The sequence below is a fragment of the Stenotrophomonas sp. C9D9 genome (assembly GCF_056491205.1).
In genome coordinates this window covers 491,309-513,303 of record NZ_JBSZIF010000004.1, presented here as the reverse complement: position 1 = coordinate 513,303, position 21,995 = coordinate 491,309, and the positions used below count along the sequence as shown (strand labels likewise).

The 21,995-nt window shown below is 67.0% G+C and carries 15 protein-coding genes; 8 read left to right on the top strand and 7 right to left on the bottom strand.

All coding sequences use genetic code 11. The features are described from left to right. The first annotated feature begins 429 nt into the window (after nt 1–429). From ACXI0D_RS07820 to ACXI0D_RS07790, 7 genes are all read left to right on the top strand, one after another. Nucleotides 430–2,592 (top strand): S46 family peptidase, encoded by a 2,163-nt coding sequence (locus ACXI0D_RS07820; protein WP_101764989.1) that lies wholly within the window; start codon nt 430–432, stop codon nt 2,590–2,592. A 200-nt stretch (nt 2,593–2,792) separates the two neighbouring features. Further along, nucleotides 2,793–3,437: a histidine phosphatase family protein gene (locus ACXI0D_RS07815; RefSeq protein ID WP_010483945.1), complete on the top strand. Its 645-nt coding sequence runs from the start codon at nt 2,793–2,795 to the stop codon at nt 3,435–3,437. Between the two features lie 41 nt (nt 3,438–3,478). After that, complete coding sequence (folC, locus tag ACXI0D_RS07810) at nt 3,479–4,750, top strand: bifunctional tetrahydrofolate synthase/dihydrofolate synthase (protein WP_101764990.1); 1,272 nt, start codon at nt 3,479–3,481, stop codon at nt 4,748–4,750. A gap of 80 nt (nt 4,751–4,830) precedes the next feature. After that, on the top strand, nt 4,831–5,865 hold the full coding sequence (locus ACXI0D_RS07805) for an SPOR domain-containing protein (protein ID WP_479642461.1): 1,035 nt from the start codon (nt 4,831–4,833) through the stop codon (nt 5,863–5,865). Between the two features lie 46 nt (nt 5,866–5,911). Next, on the top strand, nt 5,912–6,691 hold the full coding sequence (locus ACXI0D_RS07800) for a CvpA family protein (protein ID WP_049446716.1): 780 nt from the start codon (nt 5,912–5,914) through the stop codon (nt 6,689–6,691). 30 nt (nt 6,692–6,721) lie between these two features. Beyond that, complete coding sequence (purF, locus tag ACXI0D_RS07795) at nt 6,722–8,188, top strand: amidophosphoribosyltransferase (RefSeq protein ID WP_479642460.1); 1,467 nt, start codon at nt 6,722–6,724, stop codon at nt 8,186–8,188. Nucleotides 8,189–8,197: 9 nt separating this feature from the next. Continuing rightward, nucleotides 8,198–9,022: a ferritin-like domain-containing protein gene (locus tag ACXI0D_RS07790; RefSeq protein WP_119007239.1), complete on the top strand. Its 825-nt coding sequence runs from the start codon at nt 8,198–8,200 to the stop codon at nt 9,020–9,022. Nucleotides 9,023–9,090: 68 nt separating this feature from the next. Here the strand turns inward: ACXI0D_RS07790 and ACXI0D_RS07785 are convergent, their stop codons facing one another. Continuing rightward, nucleotides 9,091–10,548 (bottom strand): DUF2235 domain-containing protein, encoded by a 1,458-nt coding sequence (locus ACXI0D_RS07785; protein WP_049446712.1) that lies wholly within the window; start codon nt 10,546–10,548, stop codon nt 9,091–9,093. Between the two features lie 225 nt (nt 10,549–10,773). Between ACXI0D_RS07785 and ACXI0D_RS07780 the strand changes: the two genes are divergently transcribed. Further along, complete coding sequence (locus ACXI0D_RS07780) at nt 10,774–12,027, top strand: zinc-dependent metalloprotease (RefSeq protein ID WP_049446710.1); 1,254 nt, start codon at nt 10,774–10,776, stop codon at nt 12,025–12,027. 87 nt (nt 12,028–12,114) lie between these two features. Here the strand turns inward: ACXI0D_RS07780 and lpxH are convergent, their stop codons facing one another. The 6 genes from lpxH to ppk1 form a co-directional block, all read right to left on the bottom strand. Continuing rightward, a complete protein-coding gene (gene lpxH / locus ACXI0D_RS07775; protein WP_049446708.1) occupies nt 12,115–12,861 on the bottom strand; it encodes a UDP-2,3-diacylglucosamine diphosphatase in 747 nt (248 codons plus the stop codon). Nucleotides 12,862–12,954: 93 nt separating this feature from the next. Next, complete coding sequence (locus ACXI0D_RS07770) at nt 12,955–13,494, bottom strand: phosphatase PAP2 family protein (RefSeq protein ID WP_014036131.1); 540 nt, start codon at nt 13,492–13,494, stop codon at nt 12,955–12,957. Then, nucleotides 13,475–14,620: a glycosyltransferase family 4 protein gene (locus ACXI0D_RS07765; protein ID WP_135965883.1), complete on the bottom strand. Its 1,146-nt coding sequence runs from the start codon at nt 14,618–14,620 to the stop codon at nt 13,475–13,477. Before ACXI0D_RS07765 ends, ACXI0D_RS07770 begins: the two co-directional genes overlap by 20 nt. 171 nt (nt 14,621–14,791) lie before the next feature. Beyond that, complete coding sequence (locus tag ACXI0D_RS07760) at nt 14,792–17,734, bottom strand: TonB-dependent receptor domain-containing protein (protein WP_075675255.1); 2,943 nt, start codon at nt 17,732–17,734, stop codon at nt 14,792–14,794. A 319-nt stretch (nt 17,735–18,053) separates the two neighbouring features. Further along, a complete protein-coding gene (gene ppx / locus ACXI0D_RS07755) occupies nt 18,054–19,580 on the bottom strand; it encodes an exopolyphosphatase (RefSeq protein ID WP_049446703.1) in 1,527 nt (508 codons plus the stop codon). Between the two features lie 323 nt (nt 19,581–19,903). After that, the gene (gene ppk1 / locus ACXI0D_RS07750; protein WP_049446701.1) at nt 19,904–21,991 is read right to left on the bottom strand and encodes a polyphosphate kinase 1; all 2,088 of its coding nucleotides are present in this window, start codon (nt 21,989–21,991) and stop codon (nt 19,904–19,906) included. Between the last annotated feature and the right edge of the window lie 4 nt (nt 21,992–21,995).

The following is a 21,995-nucleotide window of genomic DNA, read 5'->3' as shown; positions in this document are numbered from 1 at the left end:
TTGCTGCGCCATCGGGGTGGAACTCGTCAGGGGGAAAGCGCGGATTATAGGGTGCCGCGCGGATTTCCCATGTTGCGCTGCGGGTGCAATGGCGGAACGAAAGGCGTGCGCCGGCGGGCGTTTCGAACGTACTGCGAACAGCGGCGTCGCTTCGCTCGCCGGGCATGGCTCGGCGCTACCGTCCGAGGCCAGGGGACTGTGGGGAGGCGAGAGGCCAGGCCGATGCAGGACCGTGAGCGCCATGGATGGCGCGACCGAGCCCCCATGGATGGGTTTACGGCGTGTCCTGCATCGGCCTGGCCTCTCGCCTCTGACCGATCGCAATGGAGAGGCTGAACGGTGGAAGCACCTGATTGCATGACTTCCGGGGTTCGGGCCGGGGCAGGGCGGCGGGCTACAATCGAGGGTTCCACTACCAGGGGCCGCTCCATGCGCTCGAACCTGCTTGCATTCTCCATCGTCGCCAGCCTCGGGCTGGCCCAGGTCGCCCATGCCGCTGAAGGCATGTGGGTGCCGCAGCAGCTGCCGGAAATCGCCGGTCCGCTGCAGAAGGCTGGCCTGAAGCTGTCCCCGGAGCAGCTGTCCAACCTCACCGGCGACCCGATGGGCGCGGTCGTCGCCCTCGGCGGTTGCACCGCCAGCTTCGTGTCGCCGCAGGGCCTGGTGGTCACCAACCACCACTGCGCGTATGGCGCCATCCAGCTGAATTCGACCGCGCAGAAGAACCTGATCAAGGACGGCTTCAACGCGCCGACCCTGAAGGACGAACTGAGCGCCGGACCGAACGCCCGCGTGTTCGTGCTCGACCAGATCACCGACGTCACCACCCAGGCCAAGGCCGCCATCGCTGCCGCCGGCAACGACCCGCTGGCCCGCAGCCGCGCGCTGGACGCCTTCGACAAGGCCCAGGTGGCCGCCTGTGAAGCCGACGCCGGCTTCCGCTGCCGCCTGTACAGCTTCTCTGGCGGCAACACCTACCGCCTGTTCCGCAACATGGAAATCAAGGACGTGCGCCTGGTCTACGCACCCCCGGGCAGCGTCGGCAAGTTCGGCGGTGACGTCGACAACTGGATGTGGCCGCGCCACACCGGCGATTTCTCGTTCTACCGCGCCTATGTGGGCAAGGACGGCAAGCCGGCTGCCTTCGCCGCCGACAACGTGCCGTACCAGCCCAAGCACTTCCTGAAGTTCGCCGACCAGCCGCTGGGCGCCGACGACTTCGTGATGGTGGCTGGCTACCCAGGCCGCACCAACCGCTACGCACTGGCCGGTGAGTTCAACGAAACCGCCAGCTTCACCTACCCGACCATCGCCAAGCACTACAACGCGGTGCTGAAGATGATCGCCGACGCCGGCAAGGCCGACGCCGACGTCAAGGTGAAGTACGCCGCCACCGCCGCCAGCATGAACAACGTGGCCAAGAACTACCTGGGCCAGCTGGAAGGCTTCAAGCGCATCGACGCCGCTGGCCAGAAGCAGGCTGAAGAAGCCGCCGTGCTGGCGTGGCTGAAGAAGCAGGGCGCTGCCGGCAAGCCGGCCCTGGCTGCACACGCGCAGCTGCTCAAGCATCTGGATACCAGCAAGTCGACCCGCGAACGCGACCTGTTCGTCGGCCAGTTCAACAACACCTCGGCCGTTGGCGCAGCGATCACCCTGTACCGCCTGTCGATCGAGCGCAGCAAGCCGGATGCCGAACGCGAAGCCGGTTACCAGGAACGCGACCTGACCACCATCGAAGGTGGCCTGAAGCAGATGGACCGCCGCTACGTGGCGAAGATGGACCAGCAGCTGCAGACCTACTGGCTGGACCAGTACGTGGCCCTGCCGGCCGCGCAGCGCGACAACGAAGTGCTGAACAAGTGGCTGGCCGGCAGCGATGCCGCTGCGGTCAAGTCGCTGGTGAACAAGCTGAGCGGCACCGAGCTGGGCAGCCTGGACACCCGCCTGAAGTGGTTCAAGGCCGACCGTGCCGCGTTCGAAGCCAGCAGCGATCCGGCCATCCAGTACGCCGTGGCCGTCATGCCGGCACTGCTGAAGCAGGAAGAGCAGAAGAAGATCCGCGAAGGCGAATCGCTGACCGCACGTCCGCTGTACCTGCAGGCCGTGGCTGACTACAAGAAGAGCCAGGGCGAGTTCGTCTACCCCGACGCCAACCTGTCGCTGCGCATCACCTTCGGCAACGTCATGGGCTATGGCAAGGACGGCGTGAAGTACACCCCGTTCACCACCCTGGAAGGCGTGGCGGCGAAGGAAACCGGCGAAGATCCGTTCGATTCGCCGAAGGCGCTGCTCGATGCGGTCAAGGCCAAGCGTTACGGTGGCCTGGAAGACAAGCGCATTGGCTCGGTGCCGGTGAACTTCCTGTCCAACCTGGACATCACCGGCGGCAATTCGGGTTCGCCGGTGCTGGATGCCAACGGCAAGCTGGTCGGCCTGGCCTTCGATGGCAACTGGGAATCGGTCAGCTCCAACTGGGTGTTCGACCCGGTGATGACCCGCATGATCGCCGTCGACAGCCGCTACATGCAGTGGATCATGCAGGAAGTGGCGCCGGCGCCGCAGCTGTTGAAGGAACTGAACCTGGCCAAGTAACTCGGTTGCGGTAGTACCGGCCGCTGGCCGGCAACCTCGACCCGATGGCTGGAAACTCCTAAACCCCGCGACGCAGGTCGCGGGGTTTTTTCATGCCCGGCCCGGCCCGGTGCGCCGAACAGGTATCATCCCTGTTCCGCGTACTTCACAGGATGTGAACGAAACGCGGAAACCTCCTCCCCCCAGGACCCCTTGCACGCATGCGCATCCTGCTTGCCCGCCACGGCGAAACGCCGTGGAACGCCGAAGGCCGCTACCAGGGCCAGATCGATATTCCGCTTTCGCCGATCGGTGAGGCCCAGGCCCAGGCACTGGGTGCCCGCCTGGCCTCGGTGGACATCACCCGTGCCGTCGCCTCGCCGCTGTCGCGCGCGCAGCGCACCGCGCAGCTGGCGCTTGGCGCCGCCCGTGCCGACATGCTGCTGACCGAGCCGGAGCTGCAGGAAATCGCCCACGGTGAGTGGGAAGGCCTGCTGGCCAGCGAAATCAATGAAAAGGATCCGTCGCGCCTGCAGGCCTGGCGCGAGGAGCCGGATACCGTGCTGATGCCCGGCGGCGAATCGCTGCGCCTGGTGCTGGAGCGCAGCTGGCGCGGCCTGGCCCGCGCCACCGAAGGCCTTGGCGAGCACGACACCCTGCTGGTGGTCGCCCATGACGCGGTCAACCGCGTGATCCTGTGCAAGGTGCTGGGCCTGCCGATCTCGCGCCTGTGGACCTTCCGCCAGGCACCGACCACGCTCAACCTGCTTGAAGGCGCCGACCTGGACAGCCTGGAAGTGGTGCGCCTGAACGACTGCGCCCACCACACGCCGTTCTTCGGCGAAGCCAAGCACCGCGCTCTCTGATCCATCCCCTCGCATCAACTGCTTCTGCTGGAACTGCTGCCGTGACGAACACCCCGACCACCCTGGCCGACTGGCTGGACTACATTGAACGCCAGCACCCGGCGACCATCGACATGGGCCTGGAGCGCGTGCGCGCCGTGGCTGCAGCGATGGGCCTGGGTACGCCGGCCCAGCGCACCATCGTGGTCGGTGGCACCAACGGCAAGGGCTCCACCGTGGCCTTCATCGAAGCCATTGCACGCGCGGCGGGCTGGAAGGTCGGCGCCTACACCTCGCCGCACCTGCTGCGCTACAACGAGCGCGTGCGCATCGACGGCCAGGACGTGGACGATGCCGCGCTGGTCGCTGCGTTCAATGCGGTCGAAGCCGCGCGTGGCGACATCACGCTGACCTATTTCGAGTACGGCACGCTGGCCGCGCTGCAGTTGTTCGCCGACGCCGGGCTGGACCTGGCGGTACTGGAAGTGGGCCTGGGCGGTCGACTGGATGCGGTCAACATCATCGATGCCGATGTGGCAGTGATCACCACCGTGGACATCGACCATGCCGAATGGCTGGGCGAAGACCGCGAAGCGATCGGCACCGAGAAGGCCGGCATCATCCGTGGCTGGAAGCCGGTGATCCTGGGCGAGACCGATCCGCCGTCCAGCGTGCTGGCGCGTGCCTACCTGGTCGGTGCCAATGCGATCCGGGGTGGCAGCGATTATTTCTACGAGCCGATCGATGCCCAGCGCTGGCGCTGGCGCGACGTCGGCCTGCGCATGGAACTGCCGACACCGGCGCTGGCCGGCCCGATCCAGCTGGCCAACGCGGGTGCCGCCATCGCTGCGCTGCGCGCACTGGACAAGCCGGTGCCGCGTGCGGCGTGGGCTGCCGGTATCGCGGCGGCGCGCATCTCCGGCCGCCTGCAGGCGTTCGAGCGTGACGGTGTGCAGGTCCGCGTCGACGTCGGGCACAACCCCCAGGCGGCGGGCCAGCTGGCGCGCGCGCTCAAGTCCGAAGCGTCGGCCGGGCGCACCCTGGCGGTGTACGCCGCGCTACAGGACAAGGACGCGGTGGGCGTGGTGCAGGCACTGCAGGACGTGGTCGGCGAGTGGACCCTGGCTGGCCTGGACGGCCCGCGCGGTCAGAGCGCTGCCCAGTTGCAGGCCCGCCTGGCCGGCACGGCAGCGGCCAAGGCCCAGCGGGCTGATACCGTCGAACAGGCGCTGGCACAGGTCCTGGCCCAGGCCGGGCGCGGTGACCGCGTACTGGTGTTCGGCTCCTTCCATACCGCTGCTGCCGCGCTGCAATGGTTGCAGGACGCCGCCTGATCCGCGTTCAGCCAATGCCGACGCCGTCCGGTCCGGCACCCGTATAATCGACCGCAACCTCCGGACAGTTGCCGCCTCACGTGGATACGCCTCTGAAACAGCGTCTGATTGGTGCCATCGTGCTGGTGGCGCTGGCCGTGATTTTCCTGCCGATGCTGGTCAAGGGACCGGCGCCGGACAGCGGTGTGGCCTCGGTGCCGATCGCCGCGCCGGACGCACCGGCCGATGGCCAGTTCGAAACCCGTGAGCTGCCGCTGGTTGCTCCGGCCGGTGGTGCCACCGGCCTGCAGACCGGGCAGGCCAAGCCACTGCAGGAGGCCGCCGCGCCGGCCACGCCGCCGACCGTGGACACGTCTCCGGCGGTTGCCGCCGGCAACTACGCCGTCACGTTCGGCGCCTACGGCAGCAAGGCCGACGCCGATGCGGTGATCGCCTACCTGAAGCGCTCGCAGATGCCGGGCTTCGCCGAAACCACCACCATCAGCGGGCGCCAGGCGTGGCGTGTGCGCGTCGGGCCGTATGCCGACCGTGCCCAGGCCGAGGCCGCCCGGCTGCAGGCGGTGAAGATCCGTTCCGACGTGAAGGCCGAGGTCATCACGCTGGACGCGGCGGCAGGCAGCAGTGCGGCGGTCGCTGCCACGCCGGCGCCGACCACCAGCACCCCGGCCGCGGCCACCACGCCGTCGGCCACCAGCAACCCGGTGCGCAGCGAAAGCCTGCCGCCAAGCACGCCGACGGCGACCACCCGGCCGGAGCCGCCCAAGCCGGCGTCGAAGCCCGAGACCCCGAAGCCGGAGGCCAAGCCCGAGCCGAAGCCGGAGGCTACTGCCAGCAAGCCGGCGACGGCCCCGGCCACGCCGGCCGCACCGGCGGCCAGTGGCGTCGGCTTCGCCGTGCAGTTGGGCGCGTTCGGCCAGGCCAACGATGCCGATGCGCTGCGCGACAAGGTCCGTGCCGCCGGCTTCAGTGCTTTCGTCGAGCAGGTACGCACGGAAAAGGGCACCCTGCATCGCGTCCGCGTCGGACCGGTGGCCAACCGCGCTGACGCCGAGCAGCTGAAGGCGCAGGTCGCCGCCAAGGTCGGCGTGGCCGGCATGGTCCGACCGCACCCATGACCCACGCGCAGGCCCGTTGCCAGCGCCGCCGAAGGAGCGGGGCGCCATGATCGACGTGGTGCTGCTGATCGTGATCGCCGCCTCGACCCTGCTCGGGATGCTGCGTGGCTTTGTTGGAATCGTCATCGGCACGCTGTCGTGGCTGCTGGCCGCGTGGGCGGCCTTCGCCTTCGGCAACGATGCGGCACGCTGGTGGGCGGCCCCGGCCGCGCCCGGCGGCGAGCACTTCGTCGGCGGCTACCTGGGCGTCGGCATTGGCGTGATGATCGTGGTCGCGGTGATCGGCATGGTCATCAAGGCGATGATCCACCGCAGCATGCTGACCAGCCTGGACCGGTTGCTGGGCGGCGTGCTGGGAGCCGTGCGTGGCGGCCTGATCGCGGCGATCCTGGTGCTGCTGGCCAGCTTCACCCCGCTGACCGCCGAACCCTCCTGGAAGCGCTCGGCGGTCCGCCCGGTGCTGAACCCGGCCGTGGCCTGGATGAACGGGAAGCTGCCGCACTGGCAGGTGCCCGGCGCCGACCTGCTGCCCAAGACCTTGCCGACCGACATGCTGTCCCCATCTGCATTGATGGAGCTGGGAAAGAGCGCCGGCGCCGATTTGGGAAAGCCGGGCGCGGCAGGCGATAATGGCATCCTCAACCAGGTAGTGGCGGGCGGCGGATGGCTGCGGCCCGCGAAAGCGGAACAGGGCGACGCATACGATCCGGCCGAAGTGCGCCCGGACGCCCCAGCACTGCCAGACAGTATCGAGCCGGGCGATCCGGCCAATGTCGACCGCAGGCGCGGCGACCACCGCGGCCAGGTACGGCCACCTTCCTTGTAACTGGGCACAGCCCAGCGGAGACCTCGCACCATGTGTGGCATCGTCGGAATCGTCGGCAACCAGAACGTCGCCGGGCAGTTGTATGACGGCTTGACCGTTCTCCAGCATCGCGGCCAGGATGCGGCGGGCATCGCCACGGCCAATGGCAGCCGCCTGCGGGTGCAGAAGGCCACCGGCCTGGTCCGCGATGTGTTCGATGCACGCACCATGTCCACCCTGGAAGGCAGCGTCGGCATCGCCCATGTGCGCTACCCGACCGCCGGCTCAGAAGGCATGGACGAGGCGCAGCCGTTCTACGTCAACTCGCCGTACGGCATCGCGCTGGCCCACAACGGCAACCTGATCAACACCGAGGCACTGCGCCAGCAGGTGTTCGAGCAGGACCGCCGCAACGTCAACACTGATTCGGACAGCGAAGTGCTGCTGAATGTGTTCGCCTATGAGCTGGAACAGCAGCGCCAGCTCAGCCCGGAAGCCGCGATCCGCGCGGTGGCCGGCGTGCACCGCCGCTGCAAGGGCGGCTATGCGGTGGTCAGCGTGGTGCTGGGCCTGGGCCTGGTCGCCTTCCGCGATCCGCATGGCATCCGTCCGCTGGTGCTGGGCAAGCGCAGCCATGCCGAGGGCGACGAGTACATCGTGGCCTCCGAGTCGGCCGCGCTGGACGTGCTGGGCTTCCAGCGCGTACGCGACGTGCAGCCGGGCGAAGCGCTGGTGATCACCGCGCGCGGCGAGCTGTTCTCGGAAATCTGCGCCGAGCCGGCCGAGCACACCCCGTGCATCTTTGAATACGTGTACTTCGCGCGCCCGGATTCGATGATCGACAACGTCTCGGTGCACAAGGCGCGCATGCGCATGGGCATCAAGCTGGGCGAGAAGATCCTGCGCCTGCGCCCGGACCACGATATCGACACCATCATCCCGATCCCGGATACCTCGCGCGATGCCGCGCTGGAGATCTCCAACGTGCTTGGGGTGAAGTACCGCGAAGGCTTCATCAAGAACCGCTACATCGGCCGCACCTTCATCATGCCGGGCCAGGGCGAACGCGTGAAGTCGGTGCGCCGCAAGCTCAACCCGATCCACCTGGAGTTCCGCAACCGCGTGGTGCTGCTGGTGGACGACTCGATCGTGCGTGGCACCACCAGCCAGCAGATCGTGCAGATGGCCCGTGATGCGGGCGCGCGCAAGGTCTACCTGGCCAGCGCGGCACCGCCGGTGCGCTACCCGAACATCTACGGCATCGACATGCCGGCGGCCGAAGAGCTGGTCGCGCACAACCGCACCGTGGAAGAGATCGAGGCCCACCTGGGCTGCGACTGGCTGATCTACCAGAATCTGGAAGACATGGAAGCGGCGGTGAGCGAGGGCAACCCGGCGCTGCGCAACTTCGATTCGTCCTGCTTCAACGGCCACTACCCGACGGGTATCGAGCCTGGCTACTTCGAGCGCATCCAGCAGTTGCGTTCGGACGACGCCAAGCACAAGCGCCGCGCCTGAGGTCCAGGCGTGGTTGCGGTGCCCGACGTTGGAGGTGACCTGCTGCGCGCAGCGCAGCAGTGCCTGGCCGAAGCCGACCCGCTGCGCAAGGTCGCGCTGACCCAGGCGTATGCGGCCGCGTTCCGTGCCGGTCGCCTGAAGGTGGCCGCCGATGCGCCGCCACCGGAACCGATCCGCATGCCGGGCCGGCCGGCTCGGCTGATGCTGGTGCATCCGCGCGAAGTGCCGCGGCGCGGCCTGGGCGGCGTGGAAGGACGCGCCGCCTTCATCCACGCCATCGCCCACATCGAACTCAACGCGATCGACCTGGCCTGGGATGCGGTATACCGCTTCCGCGGCCTGCCGCCGGCGTTCCATGCCGACTGGGTCAGCTGTGCCGACGACGAATCGCGGCACTTCATGCTGCTGCGCGAGCGCCTGCAGGCACACGGCCACGACTACGCCGATTTCCCCGCGCACAACGGCCTGTGGGAAATGTGCGAAAAGACCGCGCATGACGGCTTGGCGCGCATGGCGCTGGTACCGCGTGTGCTGGAAGCGCGCGGCCTGGACGTCACCCCGGGCATGATCGAGAAGCTGCGCAATGTCGGTGATGGCGAAACCGCCGACGTACTGGAAGTGATCCTGCGCGAGGAAGTGGCGCACGTTGCCGCCGGTTCGCGCTGGTACCGCTGGTACTGCGATCGCGCCGGTGTAGAGCCGCGTGCGCGCTTCAAGGAACTGCTGGTGGAATACGCCGGCGGCTACCTGCATGGGCCGTTCAACATGGAAGCGCGCCTGCTTGCCGGCTTCGATGCCGACGAGCTCGCCAACCTGGTCGAACAGGCCGGCTGACAGAAAAAGGGGACGGAGGGGATCAAGTCGTTCATGCATAAACGACTTGATCCCCTCCGTCCCCTTTTTTATGTGTTGGGCAACACCACGCGCTTGCCATCCACGGTGGGCCGGTTGATGTAGAACAGGCCGGGACCGGGCCGGTAGGGCAGCTCGCTGACGCCGGCATCGGCGGCGTAGGTCAGTGCGGTATCGCCCAGTGCATCGAAATTCCAGTGCGCCGACTGCATCAGGTAGCGACGCCGCAACAACGCCTCCTGGGTCTGGGTCAGCGCCTGCCCGGCCACCAGCCGCCGTGCGATCGGCTGCAGGGCGGCGGGCAGCTCCCAGCCGGGAACCCCGGCGGCGTTGCCGCGCCATTGCACGCCGGCATCGAGTGCGTGCTGCTGCATCACCTGCAGCGCGATCAGCTGGTAACGCCAGTCGATGCGCCGGCGCAGCACCACGGCAGCGGTGACGTACAGCACAGGTGACAGCAGCACGCTGCGGCTGCCGGCGCGGCGCTGCTGCTGCCACTGGTGCCAGACATCCACCCAGACTTCCTTTTCGTCCACGCCCAGCTGCTGCCGCCAGCGTTCGGCATCGGCCTGCGTTTCAGCGTAGGCGGTGGTGGCCTGCAGCATTGCCAGCGAGGGAATCTGGTAGTCGGCAACGGGGGGGCGGCGCAGCTGCTGGCGGCGTGGGCGGCTGAGCAGCTTGGGGCCTTCCTCCAGCTGGTTGTAGCCGCCGCCGATATTGGCGTGCACGCCGGGCAGTGCGATCTCGGTGAACGGCGGTGCCACCGTGGTCAGCGGATAGTGCTGGCGATGTTCGTCGCGCGCGGTCAGCTGCACCGCGCGTGCAGCGATGCCTTTGTGCAGGGCAAGCTGCGGTTGTTCGTCGGCGCGGCCACCGCTGACCGCAACCACGGTATCGAACAGGCCGATGAAACGCAGCACCGGCAGGACAGGAGCGAAGTCCGCCGCACAGGCCAGACCGGACGACTGCAGCAGTTGCCGCCAGCGAACGGAATCCCAGCCCTGCAGCTGGTTGGCGATATCACGTGCCGCGGCAGCGCCTCGCGAAAACCCGAACAGATCCAGCTGCACGCGACGCAGCGGTTGCCGCCAACGCGTGGACAGTTCTGCAAGCGCAGCCGGCAGCAGCACCTGCAGCGCGCGCTGCACCTTTGCGCGGATACCGCTGGCACCGATGCCGAAGGCCAGGCCGATCAGATCATCATCGGCATCATCGCGGGTGCCCACGCCTTCCACATAGATCGACAGCGAAGGCGCGGCCATCGCATCGCGGCGGCTGTCCGGGTACAGCTGCTGCAGGCGCGCGATGTTGGTCAGGCCGTTGTCGTAGCTGCTGGTCAGCCGGCTCTGGTAGGTCGAATCATCATCGGCACGCAACTGTGCCGGGCGCGGCTGCGGCAGCTGTGGTCGACCACGTGCCAGGTTGTGTGCGTTGTTGCGGGTGCCATCGAAGAACAGGCCGATCCGCAGCAAGCCGACATCTTCGTCCGTGTCCTGCGATGGTGCCATGTGCATTCCCCGTCGTGGCTGCGTCACGGTAGCGCGAAAGCGGTGTATTGGCGAAGTGTAGTGACGCTTTTGACCTGACTGAACGTAGATGCGGTCGATCACAAATCCTGACTTTCATTCCACTCGCCTATTGAATTCACACGACCCGCGCAGGCCATATGGCCAAACCCGGCAAACCGGGTCGTGCTGCATCAACGCTGTTCACATCATTCAAGGAGCGACGCAATGTTGTCCAGATCGATTGGTAAAGCGGCAGGTGGCCTGGTGTTGGGTTTGTCGGTGGCAGCGGCCGCGCATGCGGCACCGTTGTTCGAGCCGGTGACGGTCATCAGCCGCGCATCGGCAAGCAGTGAGCCCGCACTCGGCAAGCTGCTGGCCACCCCGTCCACGGCGACGGTACAGGAAGTGCGTGTCGATGCAGCCGCCACTGCACAGCCGCAGCTGGAATTCGAACTGCTCGGCCAGCGCGTGCAGGCGGTGCGCAGCAAGGTCCAGGCGCTGCCCGATGGCGGCAGCATCTGGTACGGCCAGTTCCGTTCGCCCTCGGACAAGCTGACCGCGGCCACCTCCAACGGCCAGGACGATCCCGGCAATTCGCTGATCCTGGTGCGCTCGGGCGATACCATCACCGGCTCGATCCGCAAGGATGGAAAGCTGTACCGCCTGCGCCCGCTGGGCAACCGCCACGTGCTGGTGGAAGTGGATGAGTCGCGCATGCCGGCCGACCATCCGGCCGATTACAATCAGCTGCCGAAGATCCCGATGGGCAACAACGATCGCCTCGGTATCGCCCAGGCTTCGTCCGGCACGCCGGCCACCATCCGCGTGCTGGTGGTGGCGACCAATGCCGCCGTCACCGCCTATGGTGGCAACATGCAGTCGCTGGTGCAGCTGGCGGTGGCCGAGTCCAACCAGGGCTATGTCAACAGCAACGTTGGCATCACCATGGAACTGGCCCGCTACGAGACCACCAACTACACCGAATCGGGCAGCTTCGATACTGACCTGGCGCGCTTCCGTGGTACCAGCGACGGCTACATGGACAGCATCCACACCAGCCGGAACACCTACGCGGCCGACGTGGGCGTACTGCTGATCAATAACACGGCGTATTGCGGCCTGGCATCGGGTATCGGCTCGACGGCCTCGACCGCGTTCGCGGCGGTGTACTGGGATTGCGCGACCGGCTACTACTCGTTCGCGCACGAGATCGGCCATCTGCAGAGTGCGCGGCATGACATCGCCACCGACTCGAGCACCTCGCCGTATGCCTATGGCCACGGCTATCGCTACGAGCCGGCCACCGGCACCGGCTGGCGCACGATCATGGCCTACAACTGCACCCGCAGCTGCCCGCGCCTGAACTACTGGTCCAACCCTAACATCAGCTACAACGGCATCCCGATGGGCAATGCCAGCACCGCCGACAACCAGCGCGTGCTGGTCAACACCAAGGCCACCATCGCGGCCTTCCGCTGAGTCCAAGCGCCGACCAAGGTCGGCGTCTACCCGGGCGCATGCACCTGCTCTGGTAGATGCCAACCTTGGTTGGCACCTTGCGATCCGCTATTCGCGGGCCAGGGTATCCAGCGACCAGCCGTTGGCATCCACGCGCAGCACCGAACCCTGTTCGTACCAGTCGCCGAGCACGATGCGGGTGCGCTCGCGTCCACCGGCCTGCAGCGTGTGGATGGCCGGCCGATGGGTATGGCCATGGATCATGGTGTCCACGCCATGGCGCACGAAGGTGGCATCGACTTCGGCAGGGGCCACGTCGGTCACCGACTCGAACTGCGCACGATCGTCCTGCTTCATCTCGGACTGGCGCGCCTGGCTGGCTTCGCGCGCCTTCTGCGCGAAGGCGATGCGAGCAGCCAGCGGCTGCGACAGGAACTGCGCCTGGAACACCGGGTCGCGCGTCTGTGCACGGAACTGCTGGTAGGGAATGTCATCGGTGCACAGCAGGTCACCGTGCTGCAGCAGCACCGGGCGGCCGTACAGTTCGATCATGCACGGGTCGGGCAGGATGCGCAGGCCGGCACGGCGCGCGTAGTCCTCACCGAGCAGGAAGTCGCGGTTGCCGCGGATGAAGTACACCGGCACACCGCTGTCGGACAGCACCTTCAACGCATCGGCCACCGCATCGGCGGCGGGCGAGGGCGTGTCGTCGCCGATCCAGGCCTCGAACAGGTCGCCGAGGATGTACAGCGCATCGGCGCCGGGCGCCTGCTCGCGCAGGAAGCGCAGGAACAGGTCGGTGATCTCCGGACGGCTGGGGTCCAGGTGCAGGTCGGAAATGAACAGCGTGGTCATGCCCGCATTCTAGGCCATCAACGATGACGGTAGCGCCGCCGGCATTGTCGGGGTCAGATCCCTGTTCCGAAGGAAAAGGGATCTGACCCCGGGCTACACCGGCAACGGCAGCCAGGCCAGGCTGGCCGATGCCAGCAGCACCGCGATGCCCGTCGCGGCCAATACGTCGCTGGGGTAGTGCAGGCCCAGGACCACCCGCGACAGCGCGACGCCGGCGGTGAACGGCACCAGCAGCGGCGCCAGCCAAGGGTAGTAGGCCAGTGCGACGATGGTGAACGACACCGCATGCAGGGTGTGCCCGGAGGGGAAGCTGAATTCGTCCAGAGGTGCCACCCAGGCGCGGATGCGCAGGTCGGCCGCATAGGGCCGCGGGCGCCGGGTCCAGCGCTTGAGGCCCTTGTATAGCAGCAGCGCGGCCAGGCCGGTGGCGGCCATGTGCACCGAGGCGCGCAGGCCATCGAAGCCGTCCAGCACTACCAGCGCACCCATCAGTACATACCAGAACACGCCATCGCCGAGCCGGCTGATGACCGAGAACAGGCGGCGTACGCGGCGGCGCCGGCAGTAGTGGTTGGCCCGTCGGCACAGGCGTGCTTCGCGATCGGCCAGCAGCTCAAGCCGCGTGGTGCGCATGGCCGCTCCTCCGCAACTGCGCCAGTTCGGCCAGCAGGGCATCGAACTCGGCCACCACCTGTTGTGGATGCAGGCGCTTCATCGCGCGCGCAGCGTTGCCGCCCAGTTCGCGGCGTTGCGCGTCATCGGCAGCCAGCTGCACGGCGGCCTCGATGAACTGCTCGTCGCTGTCCACCGCTGCGCCGTTCTCGCCATTGCGCAGGTACTCGCGTGCAGCACCATAGTCGAACGCCACGGTGGCTACACCGCTGGCCATGCTTTCCAGAGTCACGTTGCCGAAGGTCTCGCTGCGGCTGGGGAACAGGAACAGATCGCCGCTGGCGAAGTGCCGGGCCAGCGCATCGCCGCGCTGGATGCCGCAGAAGATGAAGTCGGGATTTTCGTGTGCCAGTTTCTCGCGGGCCGGGCCATCACCCACCCACACGAAGCGCGCCTTGGGCCGGATCTGCTGCAACCGGCGGAATGCCTTCACTGCCAGGCCGAGATTCTTTTCAGCGGCAATGCGGCCAACATAGATCGCCACCAGGCCATTGCCATCCACGCCCCATTCCTCGCGCAGCGCAGGATCGCGCCGGCCCGGATCGAACTGCTGGCTGTCCACGGCGCGGGCCAGCAGGCGCACGCGCTCGAAGCCCTGTTCGCCGAGGAACTGCTGCAGTTCGCGGGTCGGCACCAGGGTGGCGTCCGCCTGGTTGTGGAAACGGCGCATCCAGCGCATGGCGGCGGCCTGCAGCCACGCCACGCCATAGTCGGGCAGGTATTCGTCGAAACGGGTATGGAAGCCGCTGGCGACCGGGATGCCGAGGCGGCGTGCGGTGCGCAGAGCAGACCAGCCGAGCGGACCTTCGGTGGCGATGTAGACCGCATCCGGGCGCTGCTTCTGCCAGTGGCGGCCCAGCCGGATCGGCGCCGGCAGGCCGAAACGCAGGCCGGGATAGCGGGGCAGGGCAGCGCCGGGAACCAGCAAGATGCCAGGTGCCGAATCCAGCGCTTCGCTGGACTGGCGGGGGCGGACCAGGTCGATCTCGTGCCCGGCTGCGCGCAGACCTTGTTCCAGCCCCTGCACGGTGAGCGCGACGCCGTTCACTTCCGGCGGATAGGTCTCGGTGACGATGGCATAGCGCATGGCGGGCCTCCGGGTTTCCGGCATGCTCGGGCCTGGCGATGTAGCCGACATGACCGCTTTGCGACCATCAGATGACGGCGGCGCCAGTCACCGTATGGAGGCCGGCGCTCACAAAAAAACCACGGCCCCGAAGGGCCGTGGTCATCGTGCTTCACGTCACAGCGCGATGGATCAGAAGCGCTGCTGGTACTTCATGTAGACGAAGCGGCCGATGTCGTAGCCACCGTAGTACGAGAAAGCCGAGTTCGGCTTGGTGTACATGATCGGGCCGGTCTTCTCGAACACGTTGTTGGCACCGACCGAGACGGTGGCATCCCACGGCAGCGAGTAGCGGAACTGCACGTCGTGGAAGGTGACCGAACCACGCTCGTTGTAGTTGCGTGCGCCCTTGTACCACGGGGCATACACGCCCGGATCGGAGCACTCGTCCGGATAGGCACGGATGTCCACGCACTGTTCCTTCACGCCGGAGTAGTAGCGCGCGGTCCAGCTGACGCCGAAGTTGCCCAGGTCCCAGCCCAGCACCAGGTTCGAACGGACGCGGAAGTTGCTGCCGATGCCGTTGGAGACGGTCGGCACCACCGTGCTGTCGTTGGTCGAGCGGAACTCGCTCTTGCTGACATAGGTGGTGGCCCAGCCGGCGTTGAACTTGCCGACGCTGGTGTCCAGGCGGTAGTTCAGGTCCAGGTCGTAGCCCTCGGTTTCCATGAAGCCGGCATTGCGGCTGCCGAACTGCAGGGTATCGACGATGCCGGCGGTCGGGCCGGTCGACTTGTCACGGGTGAAGCGCTGGCAACGTGCGTCGATGCCCTGCTCGTAGCAGTCGATCAGGATCTGGGTCGGGCTGTCGGCAACGATGGTGTTGTCGATGCGGATCTTCCACCAGTCCAGCGAGGCGTTGAAGTTCTTGATGAAGCTCGGGCTCCAGACCAGGCCCAGCGTCTTGCTGGTCGAGGTTTCCGGGGTCAGGGTCGGGTTGGAGCCCGACACGAACGGCACCGGCGTCGCATCGACGGAGGTGGCGACCGGCTGGTTGCCCTGGCGCAGCTGGCGGAAGGTTGCAGCGTTGGCGATGTCACGGGCGCAGCGGGCGCGGACTTCGGCGCTGGTGCGCGAGGAGCCGAACACGGTATCGCACGGGTCGCTGAACTGGGCGAAGGTCTGCGAGCCACCACCGTACAGATCGCTGATGGTCGGGGCGCGGAAGCCTTCGGCCCAGGTACCACGGACCAGCAGCTGGTCGAACGGCTTCCACTTGAAGCCGAACTTGCTGTTGAGCGTGTTGCCGAAGGTGTCGTAGTCGGAGAAGCGGGTGGCACCGTTGAAGGTCAGTTCCTTCGCGCCCGGCAGGTCCGCCAGCACCGGCACGTTGATTTCCAGGTACGCCTCGTTGACCTTGTAGCCGCCACCGGTCGGGCCTGCGGCCAGGTTGGTGGTGGCGCCGGCCTGCGCCAGCGGATCCGGACGGTACTCACCGGTTTCCTTGCGGCTTTCCACACCGAACGCGAAGCCCAGGTCGCCGGCCGGCAGGGTCACGATGGAACCGGCGATGTTGGCGAAGAAGTTCTTGCTGGTGGTCTTGCCGGTGGTGACTTCCGGCGGGAACAGCCAGGCCTGCAGGTCGGCGTTGCCATCGATGCCGTTCGGATCGATCGTGCCGTACGGCACCAGCGGGTTCCACGGCTTGCACACGTCATAGGAGATCGGCGCGGCAGCGGTGCCGCACTGGACCTTGCCGGTGGCCGCATTGTAGAACGACGGGCCGACGCCGCCAGCGACGCGCGCCTTGTGCAGGTTGCCGGTGGCGATGGTTTCCAGCTCGTTGCGGTTGTACTGGTAGCCCGCTTCCCAGTCGAAGAAGCGGCTGCCGATCTCGAACGAACCGTCGAACGAAGCCACCGCGCGGTAGGTCTTCAGCTCGCTGGTGGTCACGCGCGGCACTTCCCAGGTACGGCGGTTCCAGGCCACGGCGGTCGGGGTGGCGTAGCCGTGCTGGCGGCCGAACGGATTGAAGTAGCTGTCGATCGACATCGAACCCACGCCCGCGGTGCTCGACTGCAGCGGGTAGCCGGCGATCTGGCGCACGGCCTTGCGCTTGTTATAGCCCAGCTCGGTGCGGAAGTTGACGTTGTCGGTGATCTTGAAGCGGCCGTCGAAGTACACCGAATCACGCTTGAGCGGGAAGTTCAGGTGCATCTGGTCGTTGGCGTTGCTGACATCGCCAGTGAACGCCGACGGATCGGTGATGTGGTAGTTGGCCGGATTGGTCGGGTCGGCACCACGGTTGAGCGAGTAGTTGCAGCCGTCCTTCGCGTTGGTGCAGCCCGGGCGACCCTTCAGGCCGGTGAACTGGCCGTACTGGCTGATGGTGGTCCAGTTGGTCAGGTTATCGGCATGGCGGTCGGTCAGGCCGTAGGCGCTGAAGCCGCGGTCCTTGGCCCACACCGCCTTTTCTTCGGCATGTTCGGCCGCGACGGTCAGCGAGATGCGGTCATTGCTCCAGCCCGCCACCACGTCGAAGCGGTCACGCGCGCCATCGCCCTGGCTGAACTGGCCGTGGTAGACGTTGGCGGTCACACCGGTGACATTGGAACGGGTGATGATGTTCACCACGCCGGACATGGCATCGGAACCGTAGATGGCCGACGCGCCGTCCTTCAGCACTTCGATGCGCTCCACCGCCGAGACCGGAATCGTGGAGATGTCCTGATAACCCGAGGTGCTGATGCCCAGGCGCTTGCCGTTGATCAGCACCAGCGTGCGCTGGGTGCCCAGGTTGCGCATGTCGATGTACGAACCACCCGCGTTCTCACCGGCGGTCAGCGCGTTGGCGCGGCTGATCGCCGGGCTGCCCATCGCGGTGACGTTCTGCAGGATGTCGGCGACCGAGCTGAAGCCCTGCTGCTCGATGGCCGTACGGGTGATCGCGAACACCGGCTGGGCGGTTTCCACGTCCACCTGGCGGATGCGCGAGCCGGTGATCTCGATGCGATCGAGGTTGGTGGGAGTGGCGCTGCTGCCGTCCTGGGCAAACGCGGGCAGGGCGGCCAGCGCTGCGGTGGTAGCCAGGGCGTAGCGGATGGCCTGCCCCAGTGCGGTGGTGCGTGAAGTCATGGCGAGCTCTCTCTCTCTCAGGTCGTGCAAAGGACGCCAAAGTGGGCGTCGAAGGAGCCAGCAGGGTCGATGACCGAGCCGGTGACCCGATAGTAGTCTCGTTAGTTAATGCTCTGTAAAGGGTTCGTATCAATTTATGTCGTGGGTCGGCGCGAACCTTCACGAAACGTGAACAAAAGCAGGCGCTTACGTGATGGTCGCGACTCCCCGTACCGCGCCGTTGTGTTGCGAAGCAGCACAAAAAACCGCCAGACTGCGCAAAGCAGGGGTGCGAAGTGCGTCACCCCTGCTGTCCTGTGGACAACAGGGGACAGCGTATTCAGGCCACGAACGGTCGGAACTGGATGCCCAGCCCGGCGATCCCGTCGGTCTCGCCGATCAGGTCTGCGCGCAGCAGCGGACGGGCATCGATGAAGGCCTGCGGCACGATCAGCGACAGCCGGTTGTCGTCGGCGGTCAGTTCCAGCGCGGGCAGCGGGTCGTCCTCATGCGCGCGGTTGAGCAGCACTGCCAGGCGCAGCAGGGCCGCCAGCCGGCGTGCGGTCAGCAGCAGGCGTTCGGGCAGGGCGTCGAAAGCGGTCTTGGTCACGCTGCGGCGGTGGCTGCGCACCAGTGCCGCCAGCATCTGCTGCTCCTGGCGCGAGAAGCCGGCGATATCGGAGTGTTCCAGCACATAGCTGCCATGCACGTGGTAGCCGCTGTGCGCGATCATCAGGCCCAGCTCGTGCAGGCGCGCGGCCCAGCCGAGCATGCGCGCATCGTCGGCATCGAGCCTCCAGCGTTCCTGCACCTGCTCCAGCAGTGACAGGGCGGTGTCCTGCACGCGGTCGGCCTGCACCGTATCGATGCCATAGCGCTGGCTGAGCGCAGCTACCGATTCATCACGCAGGTCGTTCTCGCCGGCGCGGCCGACGATGTCATACAGGATGCCTTCGCGCATCGCCGCCTTGCTGACCAGCAGCTTCTGCAGGCCCAGCGCCTGGAACGCCGCTTCCAGCACCAGGATGCCGCCGGCGATGATCGGGCGGCGGTCGCTGGACAGGCCCGGCAACTGGATGTCGTCGATCTTCTTGGCCTTCAGCAGTTCATCGCGCAGCTGCGGCAGGGCCTCGGCGGTGATCGCGCCCTTGCTCAGCTTCATCGTCGCGCAGATCTCGCTGATCGCCTTGTGCGTGCCCGAAGACCCCAGCGCTTCCTGCCAGCCCAGCGCGCGGTACTTGCTGGCGAAGGGCTGGAACTCGCGGCCGATCTCGGCCAGCGCGTCCTTCCAGCGCTTCTTGCTCAGCTTGCCGCCGGGGAAGAAGCGCCGGGTGCTGGCGATGCAACCGGCCTGCAGGCTTTCGCGCTCCAGGGTCTGCATGCCCATGCCGATGATGAATTCAGTGGAGCCGCCACCGATGTCGATCACCAGCCGGCGCTGGCCGGGCTTGGGCGGTTGCGCGTGGGCCACGCCCAGGTAGATCAGGCGCGCTTCTTCGCGGCCGCTGACCACTTCGATGGCATGCCCCAGTGCGGTTTCGGCCGGGACCAGGAACGACTGCGGCGAGCGCAGCTGGCGCACGGTGTTGGTGGCCAGGGCGCGCACCCGGTGCGGCGGTACATTGCGGATGCGCTGGCCGAAGCGGGCCAGGCATTCCAGTGCGCGCTGGCGGGCTGCGGCGGAGAGTCCACCCTTGCCATCCAGCCCATCGGCCATGCGCACGGTCTCGCGCAGGCGGTCGATCACCCGCAGCTGGCCTAGCGTGTAGCGCGCGATGACCATGTGGAAACTGTTGGAGCCAAGGTCAATGGCGGCCAGCAGGTCGCCATCCTGCAATGCGGGCGGAGTCGTGGTGGTATGCGGCATGGACGAATGTTAGCCGAAGGGGCGGTGTGCTCGTCACCGCGCGGCCTTCACATTTTGTAGGAGGGAGTGCGGCAGGGCTGCGCCCTGCATCCGCAGAGGCCAAAGCAACGGCAACGGCAACAGCAACAGCGGGCTATACGTGGGATGGCGGGGTGGGTCCGGTTGCGGGGGACGGCGCAAGTACGTCCATGTAGCCTCGGTCGCGCCATCCATGGCGCTCACGCCCCCGCAACCGGACCCGCCCCGCCTTCGACAGTTCTTTGCGATCTGATGGTGGGTGCCTACCGCTCCTGGTAGGTGTCGACCTTGGTCGACACACCGGGTTACAGACCCTGCATCAACGCCATCTGTGCCGAATGCGGTGCCTCGTCGTGCGCCGGCGCACGCTTGTGGTAGACGCCGTCGGCGTCCAGTTCCCAGGCGTTGAGGTTGTCGTCCAGGTAGTTCTGCAGGACCTCGCGGTACACACGCTTGGCCAGTTCCGGGTCGAGGATCGGGAAGCAGGTCTCGACCCGGCGCAGCAGGTTGCGTTCCAGCCAGTCTGCACTGGCGCAGTACATTTCCGGTGCGCCGTCGTTGCCGAACCAGTAGACGCGGCTGTGTTCCAGGAAGCGGCCGACGATCGAGCGCACGCGGATGTTGTCCGACACGCCCGGCACGCCCGGGCGCAGGGTGCAGGCGCCACGGATGATCAGGTCGATCTGCACGCCGGCCTGCGATGCGGCGTACAGCGCGCGCACCACCTGCGGTTCGTTCAACGCGTTCATCTTGGCGATGATCCGCGCCGGTCGGCCGGCGGCGGCGATGCGCGTCTCGCGCTCGATGCGGCCGAGGATGCCGGTGTGCAGGGTGAAGGGCGACTGCAGCAGGCGCTTGAGCTTCATCTTCGAGGCCAGCCCGGACAGCTGCTGGAACAGCAGGTGCACGTCGTTGCCGATGTCAGCATCGGCGGTGATCAGGCTGATGTCGGTGTACGCACGGGCGGTGCCGCTGTGGTAGTTGCCGGTGCCCAGGTGCACGTAGCGGCGCAGCTTGCGGCCCTCGCGGCGCACGATCAGCAGCATCTTGGCGTGGGTCTTGTAGCCGACCACGCCGTACACCACCTGCACGCCGGCCTCCTGCAGGCGATCGGCCAGGCCGAGGTTGGCTTCTTCGTCGAAGCGCGCGCGCAGTTCGACCACCACGGTCACGTCCTTGCCGTTGCGCGCGGCCTGGATCAGTGCGTCGACGATCAGCGAATCCTTGCCGGTGCGGTACAGGGTCTGCTTGATCGCCAATACGTTGGGGTCGATCGCCGCCTGCCGGATCAGGTCCAGCACCGCGGTGAAGGCATCGAACGGGTGGTGCAGCAGCAGGTCCTGGCGCGCCGTGGTCTCGAAGATGCCGTCACTGTCGCGCAGCGTGCGCGGGGTCATCGGCGGGTACTTCAGGTCCGGCTGCGCGATCAGGTCGTACAGCTGGATGATGCGGTTGAGGTTGACCGGGCCATCGATTCGGTACACCGCGTTCTCGGTCAGGCCGAAATTCTGCAGCAGGGTGCGCACGATCTCGCGCGGCATGTCGTGGGCGATCTCCAGCCGCACCGCCGGCCGGTAGCCGCGATCGACCAGCTCGTCACGCAGTGCCAGCGCCAGGTTCTCCACTTCCTCCTCATCCACCACCAGTTCGGAGTTGCGTGTGACGCGGAACTGGTAGGCGCCCTGGACTTCCATGCCCGGGAACAGCTCATCGACGAAGGTCGACAGCACCGAGGACAGGAACACGAAGTTCTGCGGCCCGCCGAGCTTTTCCGGCAGCTGGATGATGCGCGGCAGCGATCGCGGTGCACGCACGATGGCCAGGTGGCCGGCGCGGCCGAACGCGTCGGTGCCCTTCAGCACCACCACGATGTTCAGCGACTTGTTGAGGATCTTCGGGAACGGGTGCACCGGGTCCAGGCCCAGCGGCGACAGCACCGGCATGATCTCGTTGCGGAAGTACGCACGCAGCCAGCGCTTCTGGCGGTCGGTCCAGGAATGGCGGCCGAGCACGCCGATGCCGGCGTCCATCAGCGCCGGGCGCAGCGTCTCGTTCCAGCAGCGGTACTGCTGGTCCACCAGTTCCGCAGCGCGGTCATGGATGGCGTTGAGGATGGTCTGCGGGCTCATTCCGTCCGGGGCCGGCGGCAGGCCGAATTCCTGCGCGTGGCGCACGGCGGCGGCGCGGATCTCGAAGAACTCGTCGAGGTTGGTGCAGGAGATGCACATGAAGCGCAGGCGTTCCAGCAGCGGCACCTGCGGGTCCATCGCCTGCGCCAGCACGCGGAAGTTGAAATCCAGCTGCGACAGCTCGCGGTTGATGTACAGCGCCGGGTCGCGCAACGGATCGTTGTCCGGGCTCACGGGGAGGGGGAGGGATCCGAGGCTGCTCATGGCG

Coding starts and splice junctions, on each gene's coding strand:
- ACXI0D_RS07780 (WP_049446710.1), top strand. CDS start 10,774: ATGTTGTCCAGATCGATTGGTAAAGCGGCAGGTGGCCTGGTGTTGGGT.
- ppx (WP_049446703.1), bottom strand. CDS start 19,580: ATGCCGCATACCACCACGACTCCGCCCGCATTGCAGGATGGCGACCTG.
- purF (WP_479642460.1), top strand. CDS start 6,722: ATGTGTGGCATCGTCGGAATCGTCGGCAACCAGAACGTCGCCGGGCAG.
- ACXI0D_RS07820 (WP_101764989.1), top strand. CDS start 430: ATGCGCTCGAACCTGCTTGCATTCTCCATCGTCGCCAGCCTCGGGCTG.
- ACXI0D_RS07785 (WP_049446712.1), bottom strand. CDS start 10,548: ATGGCACCATCGCAGGACACGGACGAAGATGTCGGCTTGCTGCGGATC.
- ACXI0D_RS07770 (WP_014036131.1), bottom strand. CDS start 13,494: ATGCGCACCACGCGGCTTGAGCTGCTGGCCGATCGCGAAGCACGCCTG.
- ACXI0D_RS07765 (WP_135965883.1), bottom strand. CDS start 14,620: ATGCGCTATGCCATCGTCACCGAGACCTATCCGCCGGAAGTGAACGGC.
- ACXI0D_RS07800 (WP_049446716.1), top strand. CDS start 5,912: ATGATCGACGTGGTGCTGCTGATCGTGATCGCCGCCTCGACCCTGCTC.
- lpxH (WP_049446708.1), bottom strand. CDS start 12,861: ATGACCACGCTGTTCATTTCCGACCTGCACCTGGACCCCAGCCGTCCG.
- ACXI0D_RS07760 (WP_075675255.1), bottom strand. CDS start 17,734: ATGACTTCACGCACCACCGCACTGGGGCAGGCCATCCGCTACGCCCTG.
- ACXI0D_RS07815 (WP_010483945.1), top strand. CDS start 2,793: ATGCGCATCCTGCTTGCCCGCCACGGCGAAACGCCGTGGAACGCCGAA.
- ppk1 (WP_049446701.1), bottom strand. CDS start 21,991: ATGAGCAGCCTCGGATCCCTCCCCCTCCCCGTGAGCCCGGACAACGAT.